Below are 23,888 nucleotides of genomic sequence, written 5' to 3' on the forward strand. Positions count from 1 at the left end.
CAAGTCTGCCGTCGATTGCTTTGCGGCACATGCCCCGACAGGGTGATTTTCGGAGCAACTTCGTGCGACTTCAGGATGATGCCCGGGTCGTTCGCCGGAGACGCCGTGCAGAAGGTCCACCTTCGAGCTGCCAGGGCCGGCCGCGGCATGGAACAGGCCGGGACCGCAGGGGCCCCGGCCTGTTCCGGGTATGCATTGCGGGCCGTCGTCTCAGGTGCCGTGACGACAGGTCCCGATCATGCCGCTCAGATTTCGACGCGCGCGATTCCCGAGCGGAAGAACTTCGGGTAGCGGACCCGCATCAGCAGCATCGTCGCCACGCCGAGCGCCATCACCGCGACACCGAGAACGAACACCAGGCCCAGCCCGAACAGGGACGAGCCGGAGCCGTAGTTCGGGTCCATGCTGTCGATCGAGGTCGTCACGAAGAACATCAGCAGCAACACCCCGCCCAGCAACGGGCAGATGAGCTGGGTGCAGGCGTGCCGCCAGGACTGAAACGATGTCCGGCGGAAGTACCAGACGCAGGCCAGCGCGGTGACTCCGTAGTAGAAGCAGACCATCATGCCGAGCGCTGTGATGGTGTCCCAGAGCACGGCCTCGCTGATCGCCCGCATGATCGCGTAGAAGCCGAAGGAGATCCCCGCCGAGACGAAAGTGGCGTAGGCGGGGGATTGGAACCGAGGACTGATGCTCGCGAAGCGCGCAGGCAGCGCGCCGTAGTACCCCATCGCCAGCAAGGTGCGGGCGGGGGAGACGAACGTGGACTGCAGCGATGCCGTCGAACTGGCCAGAACCGCCAGCGACATGAAGATCGCCGCCGGGCCCATGACCGGACCGGCCAAGGTTGCCAGGATGTTCTCCTGGATGCTTTCGTTGCCCAAGCCCAACTCGCCGCTACCGGTACCGGCGAACGCCAACGTTGCGGTGGCCACGATGAGATACAGCACGACGATGACGCCGATCGTCCCGGTGGCAGCTCGCCCGGGAGTCACCGTGGCCTCCGTCGACTCTTCGCTCATCGTCAGGACGACATCCCAACCCCAATAGATGAAGACCGACAGCGAGACTCCGGCCGCGAAGGCCGACATCGAGGGCACTCCCAGCGGGTTGAACCACTCCAGAGACGGCACGTGGGCATCGAAGGCGGTGCCGTTGCGCACGTGCGACAGCGCGCTGATAGCGAACCAGAGCAGCACGACGACCTGGAACGTGACGAGCCCGTACTGCAGCGACTTCGTGGCCTCGATACCGCGATAGGAGATGTAGCAAGCGGCGGCCATGAACACGAAGCAGGTGCCGATGTTGACCGGCACGTTACGGGCCAGCTCGGCCAGTTCGGGGCGGCCGCTGAGCTGGGCCAGCGCCAGGTAGAAGAAGTCGACGGCGATTCCCGCCAGGTTCGACAGCACCAGCACAGTGGCGGCCAGTAGACCCCAACCGCCCATCCAGCCGACCCACGGACCGAAGGCGCGCGTCGCCCACGTGAACGTGGTACCGCTGTCCGGCATGGCCTTGTTCAGCTCGCGGTACCCGATCGCCACCAGCAGCATCGGGATGAACCCGACGAGCAGGATGGCCGGCATGTGATCGCCGACGACCGAGGCCGTCGGACCGAGCGCCCCGCTGAGGGTGTAGGCCGGGGCGATGCAGGAGATGCCGATGAAGACCGCCGCGACAAGGCCGACGCTGTTGCCGGAGAGCCCCTTGCTCGTGGTGTTGTCCTCAGACTCGGTGCTCACGTGGGCGGCTGTGCTCATAGGGTCGCCTCATGCCCGGGGTAGGAGAGGCGCTCGCCGCGGGGGATGACCACGACCGGGACCTGCAGTTCGCGCAACATCCGGCTCGCGGTCGAACCCAGGAAGATCCTGCGGTGCTCTGCCATCCGGCTGGAGCCCACGAGCAGGATCGCGTTGTCCTTCCAGGAGGCGCTGCGCACCGCTGCCGGGACGTCGGATCCCGAGGCGATGTCGATCTCGACCGAGGGGGGCTGGCCGTATTGCGCCACAGCGCGTTCCAGCAGCGTGCGGATCGTGTCCTGGGTGGCTTCCCGCTCAGCGGCTGCGGCCTCGGGATCTGCCTGGGCGCTGGTGTCGACGAGGGTGAGCAGGCGCACCGGCAGCGAACGTCGCACGGCGACCTCCACCGCTTCGCTGACCACCTGCTGGGCACCCTCCCTGGTTCCGACTGCGACATCGATGTGGCCGATGGGACCTGCAGCGGTGTAACCCCGAGGAGCTAGGGCAACCGGGACGCTGGAGGAGTGCACCAGGGTCGTTCCGACCGTGCCCAAGGCGTGCTTACGGATGCGGCTGGCGCTGCTGCCGCCGACGATGATCAGCCCACATCCCAACGCCTGGGCGGCGTCTTCGATACCGGCAGCGACGGAAGCCGCGAACCGCACCTGGGTTCGGGTGGTGATCTCCTTCGGAACCTCGGCGGCGGCCTCCTGCAGCCATTCCGTCATCTGCTTGGCCAGGATGACCTCGGTGTGGCCCACCGGTGGGTAAGCGGGTGCATACGGGTCGTGGCGGCGCACGATGGTTACCAGTTCCAGTTCGGCACCGAACGCCTGCGCGAGGGCGATCCCCAAACGCAGGGCGTCCCGGCCGCGGTCGTGAGCGGTGTAGGCGACGAGGTATTTCATGAGGAAGCTCCGTCCGAGTCGAGGATGGCCTGCGCGGTGCGCCGACCCATCCGGATTGCGCCGTCGACGTGCTGGTAGCCCTCGGCTGCCAGGTCCGAGGAGGCGAAGTACATCGGCCCGACAGGTTTGCGCATGTCAGCGCCGTAGCGGTGCAGTCCGCCGAGGTCGAAACTCGTGGCGTACGCGCCGCGGGTCCATTCTTCGCTTCCCCAGTCCGATTCGTAGTAGACCACCGGATTCAATGCTTCGGGGCCGAGATAGGCCGCGATAGAGGACAAGATCGCTTCGCGGCGCTGCTGGGCGTCCATGCTGAACGCCTCGTCGGCGCGTTCGTCTGGCACGAAGGCGACCAGGGTGCCGCGCTCGTCCTCGTGGTTGCTGTTGTCGTACACCTCCTGCACGAGTTGGGTGCAGCCGAAGCCGGTCCCGGACAGTCCTGCCTCGCGCCAGAACGGACGCTCGTAGACCGCATGCACCTTGATGACCAGACCGAACGACTGATGCTGATGCATCTGGTGCTGGCGGCGCGGCAACGGCGGCTCGTAGGAGATGCGCGAGTACAGGTTCGGTGGGATGGCCAGGATGACGTGGCGGGCCTGCACACTCACCGGGCCGTCCGGGCCGTCGGCTACGACCTCGACCCGAGCCGGCGAGTCCTGCCCGTCGCCGCTGTCGCCTTCACGCCAGCTCACAGTCCGCACGGGGTGACTGAGCAACACCTCATCCCCGAGTCGCTGCGCCAGTCGTTCGCTGACCTGCTGCATGCCGCCGACGACGCGGCGGTCCAGGATGAAGTCCTCATCGACAAGGTGGGAGAACGAACCCGCCGAGGCTGCCATGAGCACGGCCTGCAACGCCGAGAAGGCGTGTGCGGGTTTGGTCAACATGCCGCCGGCGATGAAGAAGCCGATGTTGCGGCAGGCTTCCTCATCCTCGCAGCGCGAGCGCAGCCAGTCGGCGAAGGAGACGGTGTCCAGCTCGCGAGCGCGCGGGTGCGCCCACGGCTCCTCGGGGCCGATTTGGGCGGCGAGTTCATCGAGCTCGGCGATCAGGGTGTTCATCGCCTCCACCGTGGCGGGGCTGCAGGGGAAGTCCTCGCCGCTGAAGCGCGTCGCGGTGCCGTTGGGGTCGATGTATACCGACTCGCCCTCGCGGTAGCGGGTGAATGTGGACAACCCGAGCTCGTCGATGAGTTGCAACAACTCGGTCTGGTCGGGGGAGACCCACTGCCCGCCGATTTCGAGCATGGCGCCATCGATGTGAGAGGTCCAGGTCCGTCCGCCGACCCGATCGCGTGCCTCCAGCACGACGACGCTGCGGCCGGCTTCCCGCAGCCGGTTCGCGGCGCTGAGACCGCACGCTCCGGCTCCGACGATGACGGTGTCACGGTGAAGGGTGTTCATGGTGCTCCTTGAGGGTTGTACGTCGCGTTCTTGCACAGAACGCGACAAGGTTGCGGTTGGGTGCGCGCGAAGGTCCGGTGGTGGAGCGCGCGGTCACGCCCAGTGGGCAAGAGGGCTGCACTGTTCAGGTGAACTGGTCAGCTCCAGGGGGGCGACCCGCCTCAGAGCAGGTGCTCAGCTCGGGTGAGGACATCACGCAGGATGCTCTCGATCTCGTCGAATTCGGCCTGGCCGATGATGAGCGGAGGGGCGAGTTGGATGACCGGGTCGCCTCGGTCGTCGGCCCGGCAATACAGTCCTGCCTCCATGAGCGCCCCGGAGAGGAATCCGCGCAGGAGTCGCTCAGACTCATCCTCATCGAAGGTCTCCCGCGTGGCTTTGTCCTTGACGAGTTCCAGGCCGTAGAAGTAACCGGCGCCGCGCACGTCGCCGACCAGTGGCAGGTCGCTCAGGCGCTCCAGGGTGGCTCGGAACAGGGGAGCGTTCTGATGGACATGTTCCACCAGGCCTTCCCGCTCGAAGATGTCCAGGTTGGCCATCGCCACCGCAGCCGAGACGGGATGTCCACCGAAGGTGTAGCCGTGCGGGAAGGTTGTCATGCCGCTGCGGAACGGCTCGAAGAGCCGCTCGCTGGCGATCATCGCCCCGAGGGGGGCATACCCGCTGGTCATCCCCTTGGCGCAGGTGATGATGTCGGGCACGTAGCCGAAGTCCTGGCAGGCGAAGATCTCACCGATGCGCCCGAAGGCGCAGATAACCTCATCTGATACCAGGAGCACGTCGTACTCGTCGCAGATCTCACGGACCCGCTCGAAATAGCCGGGCGGGGGAGGGAAGCAGCCCCCGGAGTTCTGCACCGGCTCCAGGAAAACCGCGGCGACCGTATCCGGCCCCTCGAACTCGATCGCCTCGGCGATGCGCTCGGCTGCCCAGCGGCCGAACTTCTTCTCGTCTTCCCGTAGCTCTTCAGGGGCTCGGTACAGGTTGGTGTTCGGCACCTTGAACGCGCCGGGAACCAGCGGCTCGAACGGGGCGCGAGCGAAGGGGATTCCGGTGATCGCCAACGCGCCCTGGGGCGTGCCGTGGTAGGCGACGGCGCGGCTGATGACCTTGTGCTTGGTCGGTTTTCCGATGAGCTTGTAGTACTGCTTGGCCAGTTTCCACGCCGACTCGACGGCTTCGCCGCCCCCGGTGGTGAAGAAAACCCGGTTGAGGTCGCCGGGGGCGTGCGAGGCCAACCGCTCTGCCAGTTCGATGGCCTGGGGGTGGGCGTAGGACCACAGCGGGAAGTAGGCCAGCTGCTCCATCTGCCGTGCAGCGGCCTCGGCCAGTTCGGCGCGGCCGTGACCTACTTGCACGGTGAACAGGCCGGCAAGCCCGTCCAGATAGCGCCGCCCTGCGTCGTCGTAGATGTAGGCACCTTCACCGCGGACGATCACCGGAGGTTGCGAGGCTGCTGCCCCCGTCCCGTCCCCGGGCTCGTAGGTGGAGTGGCGGGTGAAATGCATCCAGAGGTTGTCTCGCGCAGCCTCGGCATAGGGCGTCCCGGCGCGCGTGCGGCGCTCGCAACCGGTGGGCGGGGTGCTTGTCGTGGTCATCGAGTTCCCCAGTCGTAGTGCTGTTTGTGGAGTTTGAGGTAGACGAAGGTCTCGGTGGCGGCAACGCCGGGAATCATCCGAATCCGCCGGCTGAGGACTTCGAGTAGCTGGTCGTCGTCCTCACAGATCACTTCCGCCAGGACGTCGACGCTGCCGGCTGTGGCCACGACGTACGAGACTTCGGGCATCGAAGCGAGCGCGTTGGCCACCGGTTCGAGTTCACCCATGACCTTGACCGCCACCATCGCCTGGCGCCGAAAACCCACCTGGAGGGGGTCGGTGACCGCCACGATCTGCATGACTTCGGAGTCCAGGAGGCGTTGCACGCGGCCGCGAACGGCGGCCTCGGACAACCCGACCTCGCGCGCGATCGCCGCGTAGGAGACGCGTCCATCCTGTTGCAGCCGCTCGATGATTCTGCGACTGATCGCATCCAGGCCAGAGACGGAAGCACGGTGCTCTTCGGGTGGTTCCTCGCTCTGCATGGCGTGAGGTTGCCACGGAATCAGGGATCAGGCAAGGGTTCAGCAGTGCTTTCAGTGGTTTGGGCGCCTCTGAGGCCAGCAATCCGTTGATCTGTTTCCGTTGACCTATTGAAACCGTCGGATGCTCGCTACAGTGACACCACCCAGGCCCGCTTGGTGTGGGCTGTGTTGCTCTGACCCTGATCGACATCCCGTTCCCGGGTGGATCGAAGGAGTTCTCGATGACCGAAACACCACGAAACCTGCGCAACTTCATCGACGGAGAGTTCGTCGAGGCCGACAGCGACGAGCGCTTCGATGTGGTCAGCCCGGTGACGGGGCAGGTCGTGGCGTCTTCGCCTCGCTCCAGCGCTGCTGACGTCGACCGGGCCTACACCGCCGCCGCCCGCGCCTTCGAGTCCTGGGGGGAGACCACCCCGGGGCAACGGCAGAGCGCGCTGCTGAAGATCGCCGACGCGATCGAAGAGCACGGCGACGAACTGGTTCGCCTGGAGGCCGAGAACACCGGTAAGCCGTACGCCCTGACCGCCTCCGAAGAGGTGCCGGTGATGGCCGACCAGATCCGCTTCTTCGCCGGCGCCGCTCGCATCCTGGAAGGACGCGCCAGCGCCGAGTACATGGAGGGGCACACCTCCTGGATCCGCCGGGAACCCGTCGGCGTCATCGGCCAGGTCACCCCGTGGAACTACCCGATGATGATGGCGGTGTGGAAGTTCGCCCCGGCGCTGGCCGCAGGCAACACGGTGGTGCTCAAGCCGAGCGACACCACCCCCGAGACCACGCTGCGGATGGCGCAGATCGCCGCCGAATTCCTGCCCCCGGGCGTATTCAACGTCGTCACCGGTGACCGCAACACCGGCCGGGCACTAATCGAACACCCCATCCCGCAGATGGTCTCCATCACCGGCTCGGTCCGGGCCGGGATGCAGGTCGCCGAGACGGCCGCACGCGACGTCAAACGGGTGCACCTGGAACTGGGCGGGAAAGCGCCGGTCATCGTGTTCGACGACGCCGACATCGAAGCGGCTATCGAGGGCATCGGCACCGCGGGCTACTTCAACGCCGGGCAGGACTGCACCGCGGCCACCCGGGTGTTGGTCGCCCCCGGCATTCACGACGACTTCGTCGCCGCCCTCAACGAATTCGCAGCCAACGCGGTCGTGGGTCTACCCGAGAACGAGGACGCGCTGCTGGGCCCGGTCAACAACAGCAACCAGCTCTCGCATGTCACCGGCTTCCTGGAGCGGCTACCCGATCACGCCCGACTCAGCGGGGGTGAGCGCCTCACCGAGGGTGGCATGGGTGAAGGTTTCTACCTGCAGCCCACCGTGGTCTCGGGGTTGCGCCAGGACGATGAGGCGGTCCAGGACGAAATCTTCGGCCCGGTCATCACCGTGCAGAAGTTCTCCGACGAGGCAGAGGCCCTGCAGTGGGCCAACGGGGTGCGCTACGGCCTGGCCAGCAGCGTGTGGACCGCCGATGTGAGCCGGGCGTTGCGGATGAGCAAGCGTCTGGACTTCGGCTGCGTGTGGATCAACACCCACATCCCGCTCGTGGCCGAGATGCCGCACGGCGGGTTCAAGCACTCCGGGTACGGCAAGGACCTGTCGATGTACGGGTTCGAGGACTACACCCGAATCAAGCACGTGATGGCTTCGCTGGGCTGATCCGCAGATGAGCAACGGCCTGCACCGCCAGGGTGTAGGCCGTTGCTCATGGCAGGGCGTAACCGCTCAACGCCCAGAGTTCTTCTTCGCGCGCGCCTCGGCGACCTTGTTGCGCCGCTCGACGTTCAGACGCTCCATCGGGTCGTCCTCACCGAGCTGGGCAGGGCCGAGGACCGACATGACGGCCCTACGGATGTTCCACCCCATGCGGTACCCGATGCTGAGCCCCTCGTCTTTGGCCATGTCCCTCTACTCCTCGTTCGGCAACCGTCTGCGGGAACCCGCTGCTTGCGAGGCTACCCGTGCCCGCGGCTGCAAGGGGGAGGGGGAAGGCGACTCCCGGTGACCAACGGTGTGATCTTGTCTTCAGCAGGACACCCACGACTGACAGGATGAAAACATGAATGCACACGCGGAAACGACGTTGCTCGAACAGGTTCCGACCGGTTTGTTTATCGGCGGTCAGTGGCGTCAAGCCGCTGACGGCGCCCTGATCGACGTCGAGGACCCCGCCACCGGCGAGGTTCTGGCCCAGGTGGCCGACGCCAGCGTGGCCGAGTGCGTTGAAGCGCTCGATGCTGCGGCTGCCGCGCAGGCGAGTTGGGCGGCAACCGATCCGCGGGAACGCTCCGAGATCCTGCGCCGCGCCTTCGAGGCGATCACCGCCCGCGCCGACGACTTCGCACTGCTGATGACCTTGGAGATGGGCAAGCCGCTGGCCGAGGCCAAGGGTGAGGTCACCTACGGCGCCGAGTTCTTCCGGTGGTTCGCCGAAGAAGCGGTCCGCATCTCGGGTCAGTACTCCGTGGCGCCCACCGGCGGCACCCGGCTCATCACCACCAAGCACCCGGTCGGGCCGACGCTGATGATCACGCCGTGGAACTTCCCGCTGGCGATGGGCACCCGCAAGATCGGCCCGGCGCTAGCGGCCGGGTGCACCTGTGTCGTCAAGCCGGCTTCGCAGACCCCGCTGACGATGTTGCTGCTCGTGCAGATCCTGACGGAGTGCGGCTTGCCGGACGGGGTCGTCAACGTAGTCACCACCTCCCACACCGGCGAGGCGATGGGGACGTTGATGGCCGATTCTCGGCTGCGCAAAGTCACCTTCACCGGTTCGACGCCGGTGGGCCAGAAGCTCATCGAGCAGTCCGCCCAGCAGGTATTGAAAGTGTCGATGGAACTCGGCGGCAACGCGCCCTTCCTGGTCTTCGAGGACGCCGACCTCGACGAGGCGGTCGAGGGCGCGATGCTGGCCAAGATGCGCAACATCGGTGAGGCGTGCACGGCCGCCAACCGGTTCATCGTCCACGAATCGGTGGCCGAGGAATTCTCCGAACGGCTCGTGGAGCGCATGACGGCGATGAAGATCGGGCGCGGCACCGAGGAGGGCGTCACCGTCGGTCCGCTCATCGACGCCAAAGCTGTCGACGGTGTCCACGGGCTGGTCCAGGACGCGATCGACAAGGGCGCGACGCTGCGCTGCGGCGGCGAGCCGATGCCGGGCGCGGGTCACTTCTACCCGCCCACCGTGCTGCTGGATGTTCCCGCCGAAGCCGAGCTGGTCGCCGAGGAGATCTTCGGCCCGGTGGCCCCGATCCGCACCTTCGCCGATGAGGCCCAGGCCATCGAAATGGCCAATGCCAGCCGGTTCGGTCTCATCGGGTACGTCTTCACCCGCGATGTCTCCCGGGCAATCCGGGTCGCCGAGGCGCTGGAGTTCGGAATGGTCGGACTCAACGCGGGTGTGGTGTCCAACCCGGCTGCGCCCTTCGGTGGCGTCAAGCATTCCGGCCTGGGCCGTGAGGGCGGAGCCGAGGGCATCGAGGAGTACCTGGAGACCAAGTACATCGGCCTCAAACTCTGAGCGGCGTTCGTGCGCAGGCGGGTGCGGGCGCTCATGCCCGCACCCGGCGACGGGACAGCGCCAGTCAACGTGGGTCTGCCCGGGTACACCAACACCCATAGGCGCGGCGGCGGTGCCGGGTCGGCGCAGCAATGTGGTGAGTCGGCGCTGCCTGCCGCGAGCCCAGCCTGGCCTCCGCCGCCGGGACCAGGCCATACCTGGCGTGCGCGGGGCGCACCGGGAGCGTCGAACCGGAGGCGGTAGCGCGCCGCCGGCCCGGTCGGGTGGAACGATGTGCACATGACCGACTTACGCGACATCGTCGTCCTGGGCTCTACCGGCTCTATCGGGACCCAAGCGCTGGACATCGTGCGCCGCAATCCCGACCGGTTCCGTGTCGTGGCGTTGTCCGCAGGCGGTAGCGATCTGGATCTGCTTGCCCGCCAAGCCGTCGAGTTCGACGTGCCGCTGATCGCGGTCGCACGCGCGACCCGCGACGAACTCGACCAAGCGCTGTCCGCAGCGGTGCACACGCAGGGGACCAGCGCAGCCAAGGACTACCAACCCGACCTCGTCGTAGGCCGCTACGCAAGCACCATCGCGGCCGGGGCGCCCGCCGACGTGGTGCTCAACGGCATCACCGGCTCCATCGGCCTGCTGCCGACGCTGGCCGCTCTCGAATCAGGCGCAAGCCTGGCTCTGGCGAACAAAGAGTCACTCATCGTCGGCGGCCAACTCGTCACCTCCAAAGCGGCTCCGGGGCAGATCGTGCCGGTCGATTCGGAACATTCGGCCTTGGCTCAGGCCCTTCGCTCAGGTTCCTCCGACGAAGTGCGGCGACTGGTCGTGACGGCCAGCGGCGGTCCGTTCCGCGGTCGCAGCCGCGAACAGCTCGCCGATGTCACCCCGGCGCAGGCGTTGGCCCACCCGACCTGGGACATGGGCAAGGTTGTCACCACGAACTCGGCCACCCTGGTCAACAAGGGCCTGGAAGTGATCGAGGCGCACCTGCTGTTCGACATCCCGTTCGAGCGCATCGATGTCGTGGTCCACCCGCAGTCGATCGTGCACTCGATGGTGGAGTTCGTGGACGGCTCGACCCTGGCACAGGCTTCCCCGCCCGACATGCGCCTGCCCATCGCCCTTGGTTTGGGCTGGCCCGAGCGGGTACCTGAGGCAGCGCCTGGCTGCGACTGGAGCACCGCCTCGACCTGGGAGTTCTTCCCCCTGGACGAAGTGGCCTTCCCCGCTGTCGGGTTGGCGCGCCGGGTGGGCCAGGCCGGTGGCACCTATCCCGCGATCTACAACGCCGCCAACGAGGAGTGTGTCGAGGCCTTCCACGCCGGGGCCATCGGGTTCCTCGACATCGTCGACACCCTGGCCCGCGTGGTGGATGACTGGGAGGCCAGCACCGAGGTGGTGGCGAACAAAACCGAGGTGCGCGACGTTGAGACAGTGCTTGCAGCCGAGAGGTGGGCTCGAACCCATGCTCGCGGCGTGCTCGGATTGAAGCCGCTCGAGGATGACCACGTCTGACCAGGGGGACCAATGGGCCTGATGCTGTATCTGCTGGGCGTTCTTGCCATGGTGCTGGGCATCGGGGCTTCGATCGCGCTGCACGAGATCGGTCACCTGGTGCCGGCCAAACTGTTCGGAGTCAAATGCCGGCAGTACATGGTGGGGTTCGGTCCCACGATCTGGTCCCGGCGCCGGGGTGAGACCGAATACGGCATCAAGGCGATTCCGTTGGGTGGTTACGTGCGGATGATCGGGATGTTCCCGCCCCGCCCCAGCGACCCGGACGGAACTGTGCGGGCCTCCAGCACCGGCCGGTGGTCAGCGATGGTGGACGACGCTCGCAGCGCCGCGCTGGAAGAGATCGAGCCCGGCGACGAAGACCGGGTCTTCTATCGGTTGTCCACGCCGAAGAAGGTCGTCGTGATGCTGGGCGGCCCGGTGATGAACCTGCTGATCGGCGCGGTTCTCATCACCGGTCTGGTCACCATTCACGGTGTGGCAGAGGTTCGTGGGGCCGCCGTCGCCTCAGTTGCGCAGTGCATCACCCCGGCCACCCTCAGCGGTACCACTCCAGACTGCACGGGGCTACCGGCCAGCCCCGCCGCCCAAGCGGGACTGCGGGCCGCTGACCGGATCGAGTCCATCAACGGAAAACCGGTGACGACCCCGGTGGACGTCGGTGCTTTGGTGCGTCCGCACGCCGGGGAACCTGTGGCCATGGTCGTCCTACGCGACGGCGAGCGGGTACGGCTGAACGTGACGCCGGTCGCGACCCAGGTGCCCACCCTGAACGCCGAGGGAGAACCGGTACTGGACGCGGCTGGGAGCCCGGTGACGGAGAAGGTGGGCCTGATCGGCACCACGACGAGTCCGATCCTGGTCAACGTGCCGCAACCGATCGGGCAGGCTCCGCCGATGATCGCGGACATGGTCACCCGCACCGCCGGTGTGCTGCTGCGACTGCCGGAGAAGATGGTCGGCGTGTGGCAAGCTGCATTCGGTAGCCAGGCTCGCGACGTGGAAGGCCCGATGTCGGTCGTCGGGGTGGGGCGGCTAGCCGGGGAGAAGGCCTCGGGGATGAGCGTCGGACCCATGCTGGACCAGATCGAGCCGGTGCCGTTCCTGATCAACCTGCTGGCCAGCCTCAACATCGCGCTGTTCGTCTTCAACCTCATCCCACTCATGCCGCTGGATGGCGGACACGTGCTCGGCGCGCTCTGGGAAGGTCTGAAACGCACGATCGCCCGGGTTTTGCACCGCCCCGATCCTGGCTATGTCGACGTGGCCAAGGGCCTGCCGATCGCCTACGCCGTCTCCGTGGTGTTGATCATCATGTCGGTGCTCATCATCTACGCCGACATCGTCAAGCCGGTGCGGCTGTGAAGCGGACGACGGATCCGGCCCGGGGCCGGTGCACCCGGCCAGTGGTCGACCGCCCAGCGCGCCCTCATCACAGTGGGAGATACTGACCGTTATGAGCGTCTCTCTCGGCATGCCCTCCGTCCCGCCGCCTTCGATCACCACCGTGAGCCCTCGGCGGGTTTCCCGAAAGATCCGGGTCGGCAGCGTCGAAGTGGGCGGTGACGCGCCGGTCTCCGTGCAATCGATGACGACGACACCGACGACTGACATCAACGCCACGCTGCAACAGATCGCCGAGCTCACCGCGACCGGCTGCGACATCGTCCGAGTGGCATGCCCGAGCCAGGACGACGCTGAAGCGTTGCCCGCGATCGCGGCCAAAAGCCAGATCCCGGTCATCGCGGACATCCACTTCCAGCCCAAATACGTCTATGCCGCGATCGAAGCCGGGTGCGCGGCGGTCCGGGTCAATCCCGGCAACATTCGCAAGTTCGACGACCAGATCAAGCAGATCGCCCGCGAGGCCAAGGACGCCGGCGTGAGCATCCGCATCGGGGTGAACGCGGGCAGCCTCGACAAGCGCATGTACGAGAAGTACGGCAAGCCGACCGCTGAGGCACTCGTGGAGTCCGCGATGTGGGAGGCGAGCCTGTTCGAGGAGCACGATTTCCACGACTTCAAGATCAGCGTCAAGCACAACGACCCGGTGACGATGATCCGCGCCTACGAGATGCTCGCCGAGCGCGGTGATTGGCCGCTGCACCTCGGGGTGACCGAAGCCGGGCCCGCCTTCCAAGGAACGATCAAGTCCTCGGTGGCGTTCGGGGCGCTGCTCTCGCGCGGTATCGGTGACACCATTCGGGTTTCGTTGTCGGCCCCTCCGGTCGAGGAGGTCAAGGTCGGCAACCAGATCTTGCAGAGCCTGGGCCTGAAGCCGCGCAAGCTGGAGATCGTCAGCTGTCCGAGCTGCGGGCGCGCCCAGGTGGATGTGTACACCCTTGCTGAGCAGGTCACGGCCGGGCTTGAAGGCATGACGGTGCCGCTGCGGGTGGCGGTCATGGGATGCGTCGTGAACGGTCCGGGGGAGGCCCGCGAGGCTGACCTGGGAGTCGCTTCCGGTAACGGCAAGGGGCAGATCTTCGTCAGGGGCGAGGTCATCAAGACCGTCCCGGAGAGCCAGATCGTTGAAACGCTCATCGAGGAGGCCATGCGGCTGGCCGAGGAGATGGGCGAACCGGCCGAGGGAACTGACGGCCCCAGCGTGTCGGTGGGTTGATCGCGGCTTTGATCCATGACTGAGGCTCAGCCCGACGCGCTCGATTCGCCCCGACCGAGCAGGCCACCGGGCACACTGGTGGGCGTGCTGCGGGGAACTCGTGAGGTCAGGACGTTGGGGACGGCCGATCGGGAGGCTGCCCTGGAGCTGTGCGCGCTCGATCCTGCCGCCGGGGTATACGTGGCGGCTCGGATCGGCGAGGTCAACCTCGAGCAGGCCCGTGGCGCGTTGCTGGGCTACTTCCCGCAGGGGCGCTTGAGCGCGTTGTGCTGGGCATCGGCCAACATCGTGCCGGTGAACTGCGATGAGCAGGCCGCTGAAGCCTTCGCCCGTCAGCTGCGGCGCCACCAGCACCGGTACTCCTCCATCTTCGGCCCGCAACGCGCGGTCGAGGCGATGTGGCGGGTGCTGCAGGGCTCGTGGCGGGCGCCGCGGGAGATCCGTAACCCCCAATTGCTGATGGCGTTCCCTCCGGGGCAGGCCACCGGCGTCGCGCCCGATCCACGGGTGCGCCAGGCGGCATTCGCCGAACTGGACATTTTGGCTCCAGCGGCCGCAGCCATGTTCGAGGAGGAGATCGGCTACCCCCCGTTTAGGGACGTCGCCGGCCGCATCGGCTACCGCAACAACGTGCGCACCCTCATCTCCCGCGGACACAGCTTCGTGTTGGTTCAGGACGAGCAGGTGATCTTCAAAGCCGACATCGGCTCAGCCGGAGTGGGTGCGGCCCAGATCCAAGGAGTGTGGGTGGACCCGGCGATGCGCGGACGGGGGATCGCCGCCCCGGCAATGGCCGCAGTGGTCGAGCTCGCCTCGCAGGTCGCCCCGCTCGTGACGCTCTATGTCAACGACTTCAACCATCCGGCGATAGCCACCTACGAACGGGTCGGGTTCGACACCGTCGGCGCCTTCGCCACCATCCTGTTCTGAGTTCTGAGTTCTGAGTTCTGAGTTCTGAGTTCTCGGGCCTCGCGCCAGACTCGGGGTGCTCTCGATCCACTCGCGGCCGATTTCGAGTGGCCACGGGCGACCAGGCACGAACGCGGCGTGTGAAGGAGACCTTCACACGCCGCGTTCGATTGTCCCAAGGACCTCAGATCACTGATCGATGAGGGAGCCGGCGCTGTCGTTGGTGCCCTCGACCGTTTCTTCTTCTCGGCCCGGGGTGCGCAGATTCCACTTGCGGATGATGAAGCGGAAGAGCAGGTAGTACACGACCGCATAAATCAAGCCGATACCCACCAGCAGCCACGGCTGTTCCGAAATCCGCCAGTTGATGACCATGTCGGTCAATCCTGCTGAGAAGCTGAAACCCATCCGGATACCGAGGAAGTTGACGATCGCCAGCGACAACCCGGTAAGGAGGGCGTGCACTACATACAGCGGGAACGCCACGAACATGAACGCGAACTCCAACGGTTCGGTGATCCCGGTCAGCACGGCCGTCAACGCGACCGAGAGCATCAGGCCGGTGGTGGCCTTCTTCGCCGCAGGCTTGGCCTCGTGGGCGATGGCCAACGCGGCAGCCGGCAGACCGAACATCATCACCGGGAAGAACCCGGTCATGTAGGCACCGGCGGTCGAGTCGCCAGAAAGGAACCGGGCGATATCGCCGTGCACGACCACGCCGGCGCTGTTGGTGAAGTCACCGAGGATGAACCACGGCACCGAGTTGAGAATGTGGTGCAGACCCAGCGGGATGAGCAACCGGTTTGCGGTGCCGTAAACGAAACCGCCCAAGACGGCGTTCTGGCCCACCCACTCACCGACCCCGGTGAGGACGGCGTTGAACGCCGGGTAGGTGAAGGAGAGCAGCACCGACAGGATCAGCGCACCGAACGCGGTGATGATCGGTACGAAACGGCGCCCGCCGAAGAAGGCCAGGTACGCGGGGAGTTTGATGCGGTGGTAGCGCTGCCACAAGAAAGCGGCCAGCAGGCCGATGAGGATGCCGCCGAGGACACCGAAGTTGATGAGTTGCTGCTCTTCGCCATCGGCGGGGGCGCCGAGAATGGCGGGGCTCATCGCGTCGCCCACCGCTTTGAAGGTGAGGTAACCCACTACGGCTGCCAGCGCCGTGGAGCCGTCGGACTTCTTGGCCATGCCGATGGCGATGCCGAGCGCGAACAGCAGCGGCAGGTTTGCGAACAGGGCGTTACCCGCCGCCATGATGACCGGAGCTGCGGTGGTGAAGCCCAGCCCGTCCGCCCCGAGCATGTCGGGGGAGCCCAAACGCAGCATGAGACCGGCCACGGGCAGCGCCGCAATCGGCAGCATGAGGCTTCGGCCGAACTTCTGAACAGGGGCGAGATTGACCTTTGGCCTCTTGCTTGGGGGCGGCGAAGCTGCCGCGTCCGCAGTGCTCATGGAGTGTTTCCTTTCTGTGGCGGGGCAAACCCCCGCGCGTGGGTGCGCTCGCTCGCCATCGAAAGGTCGAGCGACATGTGGACGCGGTAACGGTCACCGCGATACAGACTGGTCATCATTTCCAACGGGCGCCGCTGTGAGCACGATTGCCGATCGAAAGCGAGAACTGGATGACCCTCAGGGACCTCCAGGCAGCGTGCCTGGTGGCCCGCGACGGTGCGTGCATAGGCGAGTTGTTCAGCGGTGTCTACGGTGAGGCCGTAGTCGGCGGCGAACGTCTCATACAGCGAGGCTGCCGGATCCATCTGGTCCAGGCCGGGAGTCAGCGCCGCGTTATACCAACCGATCTCGTAGGCCATCGGTTCGCCGTCAGCGAGCCGAAGCCGTTCCAGGAGCCAATGCGGTTCGGTGGGCGGGCTCTGGAAGAACGCCGCGACCCGCGCCGGTGGGCGCTCACGGGTGAGGCTGAGCTGCATGGTTGCGGGCAGGTGTCCGCGTTTGCGCATGTCCTGGGTGAAGGAGGCCAGATGCAGGTGGGAATCGATGCGCTGCGGAGCCACGAAGGTGCCGCGTCCGGGGCTGCGCACCAACACGCCCTCGGTGACCAGATCCCCGATGGCCCGACGGATCGTCGCGCGGGAGACCTCGAACGTCGCCATGAGTTCGCGCTCGGAGGGGATGGCGTCGTCGGCGCGTAGTTGCGTGTGGCACAGGTGCTCCAGCGCCTCCCGAACCTGGGAGTGCTTGGGCATCGCGCCTCGACCCGCCGCGGTGCGCAACTCCATCGTCGACTCCATCGCCCTATGGCCCCACCGTCACTGGTCTGGACTGGTACGGTCCAGTCGTGTGACTGTGCGCCCGCGGGCGCGGAACTGTCAAGCGAGTCGCAACAGTTTCGTATGAGGCGGGCACGTCGCACACTGGGACCAACGTGCCGAGGCGACGGACTTCGGTCGGAGCGAAGGGACGCATCATGACCAAGGCGGAACAGATCCTCGCCGGGCTCGGCGGGGCTGAGAACATCGTTGAGATCGAGCCGTGCATCACTCGGCTGCGCACCCAGGTGAAGGACGCGTCGCTGGTCGATGCTGCTGCGCTGAAGGCTGCCGGGGCGCATGGCGTCGTCGAGGCCGGCCAGATCATCCAGGTCGTCGTCGGTCCTGAGGCAGACAACCTGGCTGAAGACATCGAGGACTTGATGTGATCGAGGTCGTCGCGCCCTGCGCCGGGCAGGTAGGCAAGCTGGCTGACGTGGCCGATCCGGTCTTCGCGGCTGAGATGGTGGGCTCCGGAATCAGCATCGACCCGCCCCGGGAGCCGATCACCGCGGTCGCACCCGTGGCCGGCACGGTAGTCAAAGCCCACCCGCACGCGATGGCCATTCAGGCCGCGGACGGCAGCGGCGTGTTGGTCCACCTCGGACTGGACACTGTGCAACTGCACGGCGAGGGCTTCGAGGTCCTTATTCAGGAGAAGGCCCAGGTGCGCAGCGGGGAGCCCTTGGTGCGTTGGAACCCGGCTGAGGTCGAAGCCGGCGGACGCGACCCGATGGTGCTGCTGTGTGTGCTGGACACCGCGCCCGGCGCGGTCCACTGCGAGCGCATCGGGGAGCAGGTGAGCTCCGGTGAGGCGGTGTTCACCTGGGGCGACTGAGGCTCGCTTCGACCATCCCATCCGCACGTCGAACCCGATACGCGGTGGCGACATGCCCGGTCCGCGGCGGCGAGGGGTTGCGCTGCGGATATCCTCAGCGCAGATCGCATCACCATCTCTGAGGAGTTCACCGTGTCTGTGCAGCGCCTGTCGTCCCTATTCGTGCGGACCCTGCGCGAAGACCCCGCCGATGCGGAGATGCCCGGTCACAAACTCCTCGTCCGCGCCGGGTATGTGCGTCGGGTCGCCCCCGGGGTGTACACCTGGCTACCGCTAGGGCTGCGGGTGCTGCGCAAGGTCGAGGGGATCGTCCGGGAAGAGATGGACGCGATGGGCGCCCAGGAGCTGTCCTTTCCGGCGCTGCTTCCCCGTGAGCCCTATGAGGCCACCAACAGGTGGACCGAATATGGCTCCAACCTGTTCCGGCTGGTGGACCGCAAGGGCGCCGACATGCTGCTCGGGCCGACTCATGAAGAGATGTTCACCCTCGCAGTCAAGGACATGTACTCCTCGTACAAGGACCTGCCGCTGGCGCTCTACCAGATCCAGACCAAGTACCGCGACGAAGCGCGGCCGAGAGCTGGCCTGCTGCGCGGCCGCGAGTTCATCATGAAGGACTCCTACAGCTTCGACATCGACGACGCCGGCCTGGAGGCCTCCTACCAGCGCCACCGCGAGGCCTACATCAAGATCTTTGATCGGCTGGGCTTCGAATACGTCATCGTCAAAGCGACCTCTGGCGCAATGGGCGGCAGCGCCAGCGAGGAGTTCCTGGCGGTCTCGGAGTTCGGTGAGGACACCTTCGTGCGCTGCGACGAGACCGGCTACGCGGCCAATGTGGAGGCGGTCGAGGTTCCTCCGGCGCCGGAGGTTCCCCAGGACGTGGTGGCCGCTATCCCGGCAGCTAGCGATGTCGAGACGCCCGACACCCCGACCATCGATTCGCTCGTCGCGTTCTTGAACGAGAAGCACCCTCGCTCCGACGCTCGCCCCTGGGGCGCCGCGGACACGTTGAAGAACGTCGTCGTCGCGCTGGTGCACCCGGACGGGCGCCGCGAGCTGCTCGCGATCGGTCTACCCGGCGACCGCCAGGTCGATGCCAAGCGGTTGGAAGCGCAGGTCGCTCCGGCCGAGATCAGTGAGACCACGGAGGCAGACTTCGCGGCCCATCCCGAACTCGTCCGGGGCTATATCGGGCCGGCGTCGCTGGGCCTACGCGGCGAAGGCGAAGAACAGCGCGGGGTGCGCTACCTGCTCGATCCTCGAGTCGGGCTCGGCTCGGCATGGGTGACCGGTGCGGGCCGGGCCGGTTACCACGTGATCAATCTCGTCCACGGTCGTGACTTCACCGCGGACGGCTACATTCAGGCTGCGGAGGTGCGAGACGGCGACACCAGTCCCGACGGGGCCGGGGTGCTGCGCACCGCCCGCGGTATCGAGATGGGGCACATCTTCCAGCTGGGGCGTAAATACGCCGAGGCGCTCGGCCTGCAGGTGCTCGACGTCAACGGAAAGCTCGTCACGGTGACGATGGGCAGCTACGGCATCGGCGTGTCTCGAGCGGTAGCCGCCATCGCCGAGAGCAACTGCGACGAGGCCGGCTTGATCTGGCCGCGCAACGTGGCACCGGCCGATGTGCACCTGGTCGCGACCGGTAAGGACGCCGCCATCTTCGAGGCTGCCGCCGATCTGTCCCAGCAACTGTCGGCGGCCGGCCTGGACGTCATCTATGACGACCGGCCCAAGGTCAGCCCCGGGGTCAAGTTCAAGGATGCCGAGATCCTCGGTGTCCCCACGATCGTCGTCGTCGGGCGGGGTCTGGTCGATGGGGTCGTGGAGATCAAGGACCGTCGCAGTGGCGTGCGCCGCGAGGTCGCAGTAGACAGCCTGGTGCCTGAGATCCGTGCCGAGGTCGCTTCCGACTGATCTGTTGCGCCACGACCGACGAGCCGCCCTGACTCTGGGGCGGCTTTCGGTTCTCACCGGTGCATGCGACACAATCACGGCGTGTTCGAGACACTGTCGGCGGTCAGCACCCTGGATCCATGGCTTGTCCTCACCGGTTTGTTGGTCGCGGCATTGTGCGCCGGCTGGGTGGATGCGGTCGTCGGGGGCGGCGGGCTCATCCAGTTACCGACCCTTCTGCTGCTCCTTCCCGGTGCGACTCCGGTGCATCTGCTCGCCACGAACAAGCTCGCCTCGGTGTGTGGAACGAGCACCAGCGCGCTCACCTACGCGCGCCGGGTGAGGGTGGATCCGCGCACCGCGCTTCCGTTGGCGCTGGCTGCTTTCGTCGGTTCGATGGGCGGCGCGGGGCTTGCCTCCCATATCGCCAAGGAGGCGTTCACCCCGATCATCCTCGTGGTGCTCGTCGTGGTCGGGGCGTGGACGGTGCTTCGCCCGAACATGGGCCGCACCAGCCAGATGAGATACACCGGTAAGCGCCACCTTGGCGCTGCCGCGCTCATCGGCGCGACGATCGGTGCCTACGACGGGGCGCTCGGCCCCGGCACCGGTTCGTTCCTGGTGGTGGGGCTCGTGGCCATCTGCGGGTATGCGTTCGTCCAGGCCAGCGGCCTGGCCAAAATCGCCAACGTGGCAACCAACCTGGCAGCGCTGGTCGTCTTCATCCCCCAGGGCGCGGTCATGTGGCGGATCGGGCTGCTGATGGGCGCCGCCAACCTGGTCGGGGGCTACCTGGGGGCCAGGACTGCAGTGAGCCGGGGCCACGGTTTCGTGCGGGCGGTCCTCATCGTCGTCGTCACCGCTTTCATCATCCGGCTCTCCGGAGACATGCTCGGCTGGTGGTGAGTTAGCCGAATCGACAAACCGGAAGCGGGGCGCCGGGGAGTGTTTTCAGCTTGACGTTCGCTCCCATCTCCGCCCCACCTGCGTCCGGCGCTTATTCGTTCAGCGCCGCAAGCAACGCCTCAGGTGAGCACACCGGGGGACCGCAGAGCGTGCCGCGGCAGACGTAGGCGGTGGGTTGGGCCCCAACCATGGGGCGCGACTTCAGTAGCGGTTGGCTCTCAGGCTCCCCGCACACCAAGGCACCTCCGACCAGGCCGTGCACCAACGCCGCCCGACGTAGCGGCTCGGCCGCGGCGGCCTCACCGACCGGATGCACGATCGCCACCTGGAGGGGGCCCGCGAGAAGGCTTTCAGCCGCCGCCAGGGCCCAACCTCCGAACCGGGGCGCGCGCAGCCCGGTCACCGCGCACGCGCGCACTGCGGCTTGAGCGACCTGCAGATGCTCGGCCGAGCCGGTGAGCGCGGCATAGCTCAACAGTGCGCCGGCCAGCGACGACTGACCCGAGGGCTCGGCGTTATCGCCTTCCGTTCGCGGTCGAAGCAGCAGCTGCTCGGCGTCGGAACCGGTGTCGTAGAAGCCTCCGCCGGGGGTCGAAAATAGCGGTACCGCCGAATCCAGCAACGCACCGGCGACTTGCAGCCACACCTGCTCCCCGGTAGCCATATGCAGGTCCAACAGGCCGTGGGCCAAGTCGCCGTAGTCCTCGGCGACCCCGAGAGCCGCCGCTGCTGTCCCGTCCCGGGAGAGGCGCCGTAGCCGCCCGTGGACGATGTGGGTGTCCACGACGAACTCGGCGCAGTCTGCGGCGGCCTGCAGGTAGCTGGGCTCATCGAGCAGCGACCCGGCTTGGGCCAGAGCGCCGATGGCCAGCCCGTTCCAGGCGGTAACCACCTTGTCGTCACGGCCGGGCTGCGGGCGCTCGTTGCGAGCCTGCAGCAACCGGGCGCGCAGGCCCTGCCACCACTGCAGATCCTGGGGTTCCTGGCGCAGTTGCAGCGTCGAGGTGCCGTTCTCGAAGGTGCCGGCGCTGGTGACGCCCAACAGCCCGGCAGCCATCAGGCCGTCCTCCTGACCGAGTACCTCGGTGAGCTGCTGTGGGGTCCAGGCGTAGGTGTAGCCCTCGATACTCACCCCGTCCACGACGGTGTCTGCGTCCAAGGCCGAGGCGAACCCGCCCTGGGCGGTTCGCAGGTCGCGCAGCAGGAACTCGCTTGTGTCCCGGGCCACCCGAGCAGCCAGGTCAGAACCGGTGCGCGCCGCCAGGCGGGTGTAGACGCGCAGCAACAGGGCGTTGTCGTACAGCATTTTCTCGAAATGCGGCACCACCCAGTCGGCGTCAACGCTGTACCGGGCGAAACCGCCGCCGAGCTGGTCGTACATGCCGCCGCGGGCCATCGCCTCGCAGGCGTGCTCAACCATTGCCAGCGCGCGTTGCGTCCCGGTGCGGGCGTGGTGGCGCAACAACCACTCCAACACCATGGCGGGGGGAAATTTGGGGGCCCCGCCGAACCCGCCGCGGCTCCAGTCATAGGTTCCGGCCACCGCGTCCTCGGCCTCGTCGAGGGCCTGCTCATCGATCGTGCCAGCGCCACGGGCCGCCGCCGTGACCGCGATCAATGCCGGGTCGACCCCGATGCTCGCCTCCGACTGCGTTCGCAACGCATCAGCAATCCGCTCAGCGGATTCCACGACTTCCTCGCGGCGCTCCTGCCAGGCCTGTGCGGCGGTGGTGAGCAGATATGTGAAGTGCTCTCGGGGCAGGTACGTGCCGGCCCAGAACGGCTCGCCGGTAGGGGTGAGCAGACAGGTCATCGGCCATCCGCCGCGTCCGGTGAGGGCGACTGTCGCGGCCATGTAGACGCTGTCGATATCGGGTCGCTCCTCGCGATCCACCTTGATGGCGACGAAGTCTCGTTCGATGATCTGGGCGACGCCCTCGTCTTGGAATGACTCGCGGGCCATCACATGGCACCAGTGGCAGGCCGAGTACCCGATCGAGAGCAGGATCGGCACGTCGCGCCGACGGGCGTGCTCGAGTGCCTCCTCGCCCCAGGGCCACCACGGGACCGGGTTGTCGGCGTGCTGCTGCAGGTAGGGGCTGCTTGAGGCACCGAGACGATTCATGCCCCTAGGGTTCCACGAGCCGCTGACAGCTCGGCGGGTGGACTGTGGCGCCGCGGGTGGCGCGCCTAGTGCTGCGCCCGGCACGGCGCGCTGGCAAGCCGAACGTGCCGAGAAGAACGAAGAGGGTCAAGCCTGCCTAGGCGGGTATGCCTAGGCCGCTCAACCCTCTTCGCCGCGACTCAAGCGGTTCAGCCCAGAGCCGAGATCGCTGCCTCGTAGTTCGGCTCCTGACCGATTTCGGGCACGAGTTCGGTGTGCAGCACCGAACCGTCGGTGTCGAGCACGACAACGGAGCGGGCGAGCAAGCCGGCAAGCGGGCCGTCGGTCATCGTGACGCCGTACTGCTGGCCGAAGTCGGAGCGGAAGCTGCTGGCGGCCTGGACGTTCTCGATGCCCTCGGCACCGCAGAAGCGGGCCAGTGCGAACGGCAGGTCAGCCGATGCGCACACGACGACGGCGTTGTCCAAGCCCGCGGCCCGCTCGTTGAAGGTGCGCACGCTCTGCGCGCACACCCCGGTGTCCACGCTGGGAAAGATGTTGAGCACGATGCGGCGGCCCTCGAAACTGGCCGGCGTCACCTCGGAGAGGTCGGTGCCGGTGAGCGTGAAGGACGGGGCCTTCGTGCCGGTGGAGGGCAGATCGCCGGAGGTCTGAACGGGGGAGCCTTTGAAGGCGGTGGTAGCCATGTGGCTTGTCTAACATGCGCGGGCGCTCCTGCCCAGTGCGGCTGTGATCCCAGTCGCGCATACGAAAGCCTCCCACCGAGGGATGCGGCGTCTGATCCGGGACTGAGCGGCTGCTCAACGCGGGGACGCCCGTCCCGTCCCACCGCTGCCGGCTAGGCAGGAATGGCAGGGGGCAAGCCAGGGACACCGGTGCCAGGTCAGCGCCGGAAGAGCCCGTCCGACCGGATTATCGGGCGTGGTTCAGTGCTTCCGGGGGTGGGGGAGGGCGCAAGTTACACGAAGAGTGAACTCGGTGCCATACTCGCCTTGTCAATCTTCTGTGGTTGACGCGGGGAAGCCGGTGTAAGTCCGGCACGGTCGCGCCACTGTGAGGCCCTCAGTGGGCCGAGTCAGACACTCGCTCGCCACAGTTCACTCAAGGGGGACGCGCCATCCCCAAAGGAGAAC

At 66.9% G+C, this 23,888-nt stretch carries 20 protein-coding genes and 1 riboswitch; of the genes, 10 read left to right on the forward strand and 10 right to left on the reverse strand.

From position 1 onward, the window contains the following. Positions 1-245 precede the first annotated feature (245 nt). From G9V96_RS14235 to G9V96_RS14255, 5 genes are all read right to left on the reverse strand, one after another. Positions 246-1,760 carry an APC family permease gene (locus G9V96_RS14235; RefSeq protein ID WP_168583623.1) on the reverse strand — a complete coding sequence of 505 codons (1,515 nt, stop codon included), beginning with the start codon at positions 1,758-1,760 and terminating at the stop codon, positions 246-248. Beyond that, positions 1,757-2,647: a universal stress protein gene (locus G9V96_RS14240; protein ID WP_168583624.1), complete on the reverse strand. Its 891-nt coding sequence runs from the start codon at positions 2,645-2,647 to the stop codon at positions 1,757-1,759. The genes G9V96_RS14235 and G9V96_RS14240 overlap by 4 nt, the downstream gene beginning before the upstream one ends. Next, the gene (locus tag G9V96_RS14245) at positions 2,644-4,050 is read right to left on the reverse strand and encodes a flavin monoamine oxidase family protein (RefSeq protein WP_168583625.1); all 1,407 of its coding nucleotides are present in this window, start codon (positions 4,048-4,050) and stop codon (positions 2,644-2,646) included. Before G9V96_RS14245 ends, G9V96_RS14240 begins: the two co-directional genes overlap by 4 nt. A 161-nt stretch (positions 4,051-4,211) precedes the next feature. Then, positions 4,212-5,648, reverse strand: a complete 1,437-nt coding sequence (locus tag G9V96_RS14250) for an aspartate aminotransferase family protein (RefSeq protein ID WP_168583626.1) — start codon at positions 5,646-5,648, stop codon at positions 4,212-4,214. Next, positions 5,645-6,133 (reverse strand): Lrp/AsnC family transcriptional regulator, encoded by a 489-nt coding sequence (locus G9V96_RS14255; protein WP_168583627.1) that lies wholly within the window; start codon positions 6,131-6,133, stop codon positions 5,645-5,647. Before G9V96_RS14255 ends, G9V96_RS14250 begins: the two co-directional genes overlap by 4 nt. 221 nt (positions 6,134-6,354) lie before the next feature. Between G9V96_RS14255 and G9V96_RS14260 the strand changes: the two genes are divergently transcribed. Continuing rightward, positions 6,355-7,800 carry a gamma-aminobutyraldehyde dehydrogenase gene (locus tag G9V96_RS14260; protein WP_168583628.1) on the forward strand — a complete coding sequence of 482 codons (1,446 nt, stop codon included), beginning with the start codon at positions 6,355-6,357 and terminating at the stop codon, positions 7,798-7,800. Between the two features lie 66 nt (positions 7,801-7,866). Here the strand turns inward: G9V96_RS14260 and G9V96_RS14265 are convergent, their stop codons facing one another. Further along, positions 7,867-8,043, reverse strand: a complete 177-nt coding sequence (locus G9V96_RS14265; RefSeq protein WP_168583629.1) for a hypothetical protein — start codon at positions 8,041-8,043, stop codon at positions 7,867-7,869. A gap of 157 nt (positions 8,044-8,200) precedes the next feature. Here G9V96_RS14265 and G9V96_RS14270 point away from each other — a divergent pair, with 157 nt between their 5' ends. The 5 genes from G9V96_RS14270 to G9V96_RS14290 all read left to right on the forward strand — a co-directional run bounded on the left by G9V96_RS14270 (position 8,201) and on the right by G9V96_RS14290 (position 14,729). Further along, positions 8,201-9,664: an NAD-dependent succinate-semialdehyde dehydrogenase gene (locus tag G9V96_RS14270; RefSeq protein ID WP_168583630.1), complete on the forward strand. Its 1,464-nt coding sequence runs from the start codon at positions 8,201-8,203 to the stop codon at positions 9,662-9,664. Between the two features lie 279 nt (positions 9,665-9,943). Further along, positions 9,944-11,179 (forward strand): 1-deoxy-D-xylulose-5-phosphate reductoisomerase, encoded by a 1,236-nt coding sequence (dxr, locus tag G9V96_RS14275; protein ID WP_168583631.1) that lies wholly within the window; start codon positions 9,944-9,946, stop codon positions 11,177-11,179. 12 nt (positions 11,180-11,191) lie between these two features. After that, entirely contained in the window at positions 11,192-12,544 is a 1,353-nt protein-coding gene (locus tag G9V96_RS14280; protein WP_226913337.1) for a M50 family metallopeptidase, read from the forward strand. 91 nt (positions 12,545-12,635) lie between these two features. Continuing rightward, the gene (ispG, locus tag G9V96_RS14285; protein ID WP_168583632.1) at positions 12,636-13,799 is read left to right on the forward strand and encodes a flavodoxin-dependent (E)-4-hydroxy-3-methylbut-2-enyl-diphosphate synthase; all 1,164 of its coding nucleotides are present in this window, start codon (positions 12,636-12,638) and stop codon (positions 13,797-13,799) included. Between the two features lie 15 nt (positions 13,800-13,814). Then, complete coding sequence (locus G9V96_RS14290; RefSeq protein WP_168583633.1) at positions 13,815-14,729, forward strand: GNAT family N-acetyltransferase; 915 nt, start codon at positions 13,815-13,817, stop codon at positions 14,727-14,729. Between the two features lie 168 nt (positions 14,730-14,897). On the opposite strand, the gene G9V96_RS14295 is transcribed toward G9V96_RS14290, so the two are convergent. Together G9V96_RS14295 and G9V96_RS14300 are read right to left on the reverse strand one after the other, a co-directional pair. Then, positions 14,898-16,166 carry a PTS transporter subunit EIIC gene (locus G9V96_RS14295; RefSeq protein ID WP_168583634.1) on the reverse strand — a complete coding sequence of 423 codons (1,269 nt, stop codon included), beginning with the start codon at positions 16,164-16,166 and terminating at the stop codon, positions 14,898-14,900. Then, the gene (locus G9V96_RS14300) at positions 16,163-16,951 is read right to left on the reverse strand and encodes a GntR family transcriptional regulator (RefSeq protein ID WP_168583635.1); all 789 of its coding nucleotides are present in this window, start codon (positions 16,949-16,951) and stop codon (positions 16,163-16,165) included. The genes G9V96_RS14295 and G9V96_RS14300 overlap by 4 nt, the downstream gene beginning before the upstream one ends. Before the next feature lie 188 nt (positions 16,952-17,139). On the opposite strand from G9V96_RS14300, the gene G9V96_RS14305 reads away from it, so the two are divergent. The 4 genes from G9V96_RS14305 to G9V96_RS14320 all read left to right on the forward strand — a co-directional run bounded on the left by G9V96_RS14305 (position 17,140) and on the right by G9V96_RS14320 (position 20,630). Beyond that, positions 17,140-17,370 carry a glucose PTS transporter subunit EIIB gene (locus G9V96_RS14305; RefSeq protein ID WP_168583636.1) on the forward strand — a complete coding sequence of 77 codons (231 nt, stop codon included), beginning with the start codon at positions 17,140-17,142 and terminating at the stop codon, positions 17,368-17,370. Further along, complete coding sequence (locus G9V96_RS14310) at positions 17,367-17,819, forward strand: PTS sugar transporter subunit IIA (RefSeq protein WP_168583637.1); 453 nt, start codon at positions 17,367-17,369, stop codon at positions 17,817-17,819. The genes G9V96_RS14305 and G9V96_RS14310 overlap by 4 nt, the downstream gene beginning before the upstream one ends. 132 nt (positions 17,820-17,951) lie before the next feature. Next, positions 17,952-19,745 carry a proline--tRNA ligase gene (locus tag G9V96_RS14315; RefSeq protein WP_168583638.1) on the forward strand — a complete coding sequence of 598 codons (1,794 nt, stop codon included), beginning with the start codon at positions 17,952-17,954 and terminating at the stop codon, positions 19,743-19,745. Positions 19,746-19,826: 81 nt separating this feature from the next. Continuing rightward, positions 19,827-20,630 carry a TSUP family transporter gene (locus G9V96_RS14320; RefSeq protein WP_226913338.1) on the forward strand — a complete coding sequence of 268 codons (804 nt, stop codon included), beginning with the start codon at positions 19,827-19,829 and terminating at the stop codon, positions 20,628-20,630. A gap of 91 nt (positions 20,631-20,721) precedes the next feature. On the opposite strand, the gene G9V96_RS14325 is transcribed toward G9V96_RS14320, so the two are convergent. Both G9V96_RS14325 and tpx read right to left on the reverse strand, forming a co-directional pair. Beyond that, positions 20,722-22,755: a thioredoxin domain-containing protein gene (locus G9V96_RS14325; protein ID WP_168583640.1), complete on the reverse strand. Its 2,034-nt coding sequence runs from the start codon at positions 22,753-22,755 to the stop codon at positions 20,722-20,724. A gap of 188 nt (positions 22,756-22,943) precedes the next feature. Next, positions 22,944-23,441 (reverse strand): thiol peroxidase, encoded by a 498-nt coding sequence (gene tpx / locus G9V96_RS14330; protein ID WP_168583641.1) that lies wholly within the window; start codon positions 23,439-23,441, stop codon positions 22,944-22,946. Between the two features lie 304 nt (positions 23,442-23,745). Further along, a riboswitch (adenosylcobalamin (AdoCbl) riboswitch) is annotated at positions 23,746-23,885 on the forward strand. Positions 23,886-23,888 lie beyond the last annotated feature (3 nt).

This window comes from Gephyromycinifex aptenodytis (genome assembly GCF_012277275.1).
Taxonomy (GTDB): domain Bacteria; phylum Actinomycetota; class Actinomycetes; order Actinomycetales; family Dermatophilaceae; genus Gephyromycinifex; species Gephyromycinifex aptenodytis.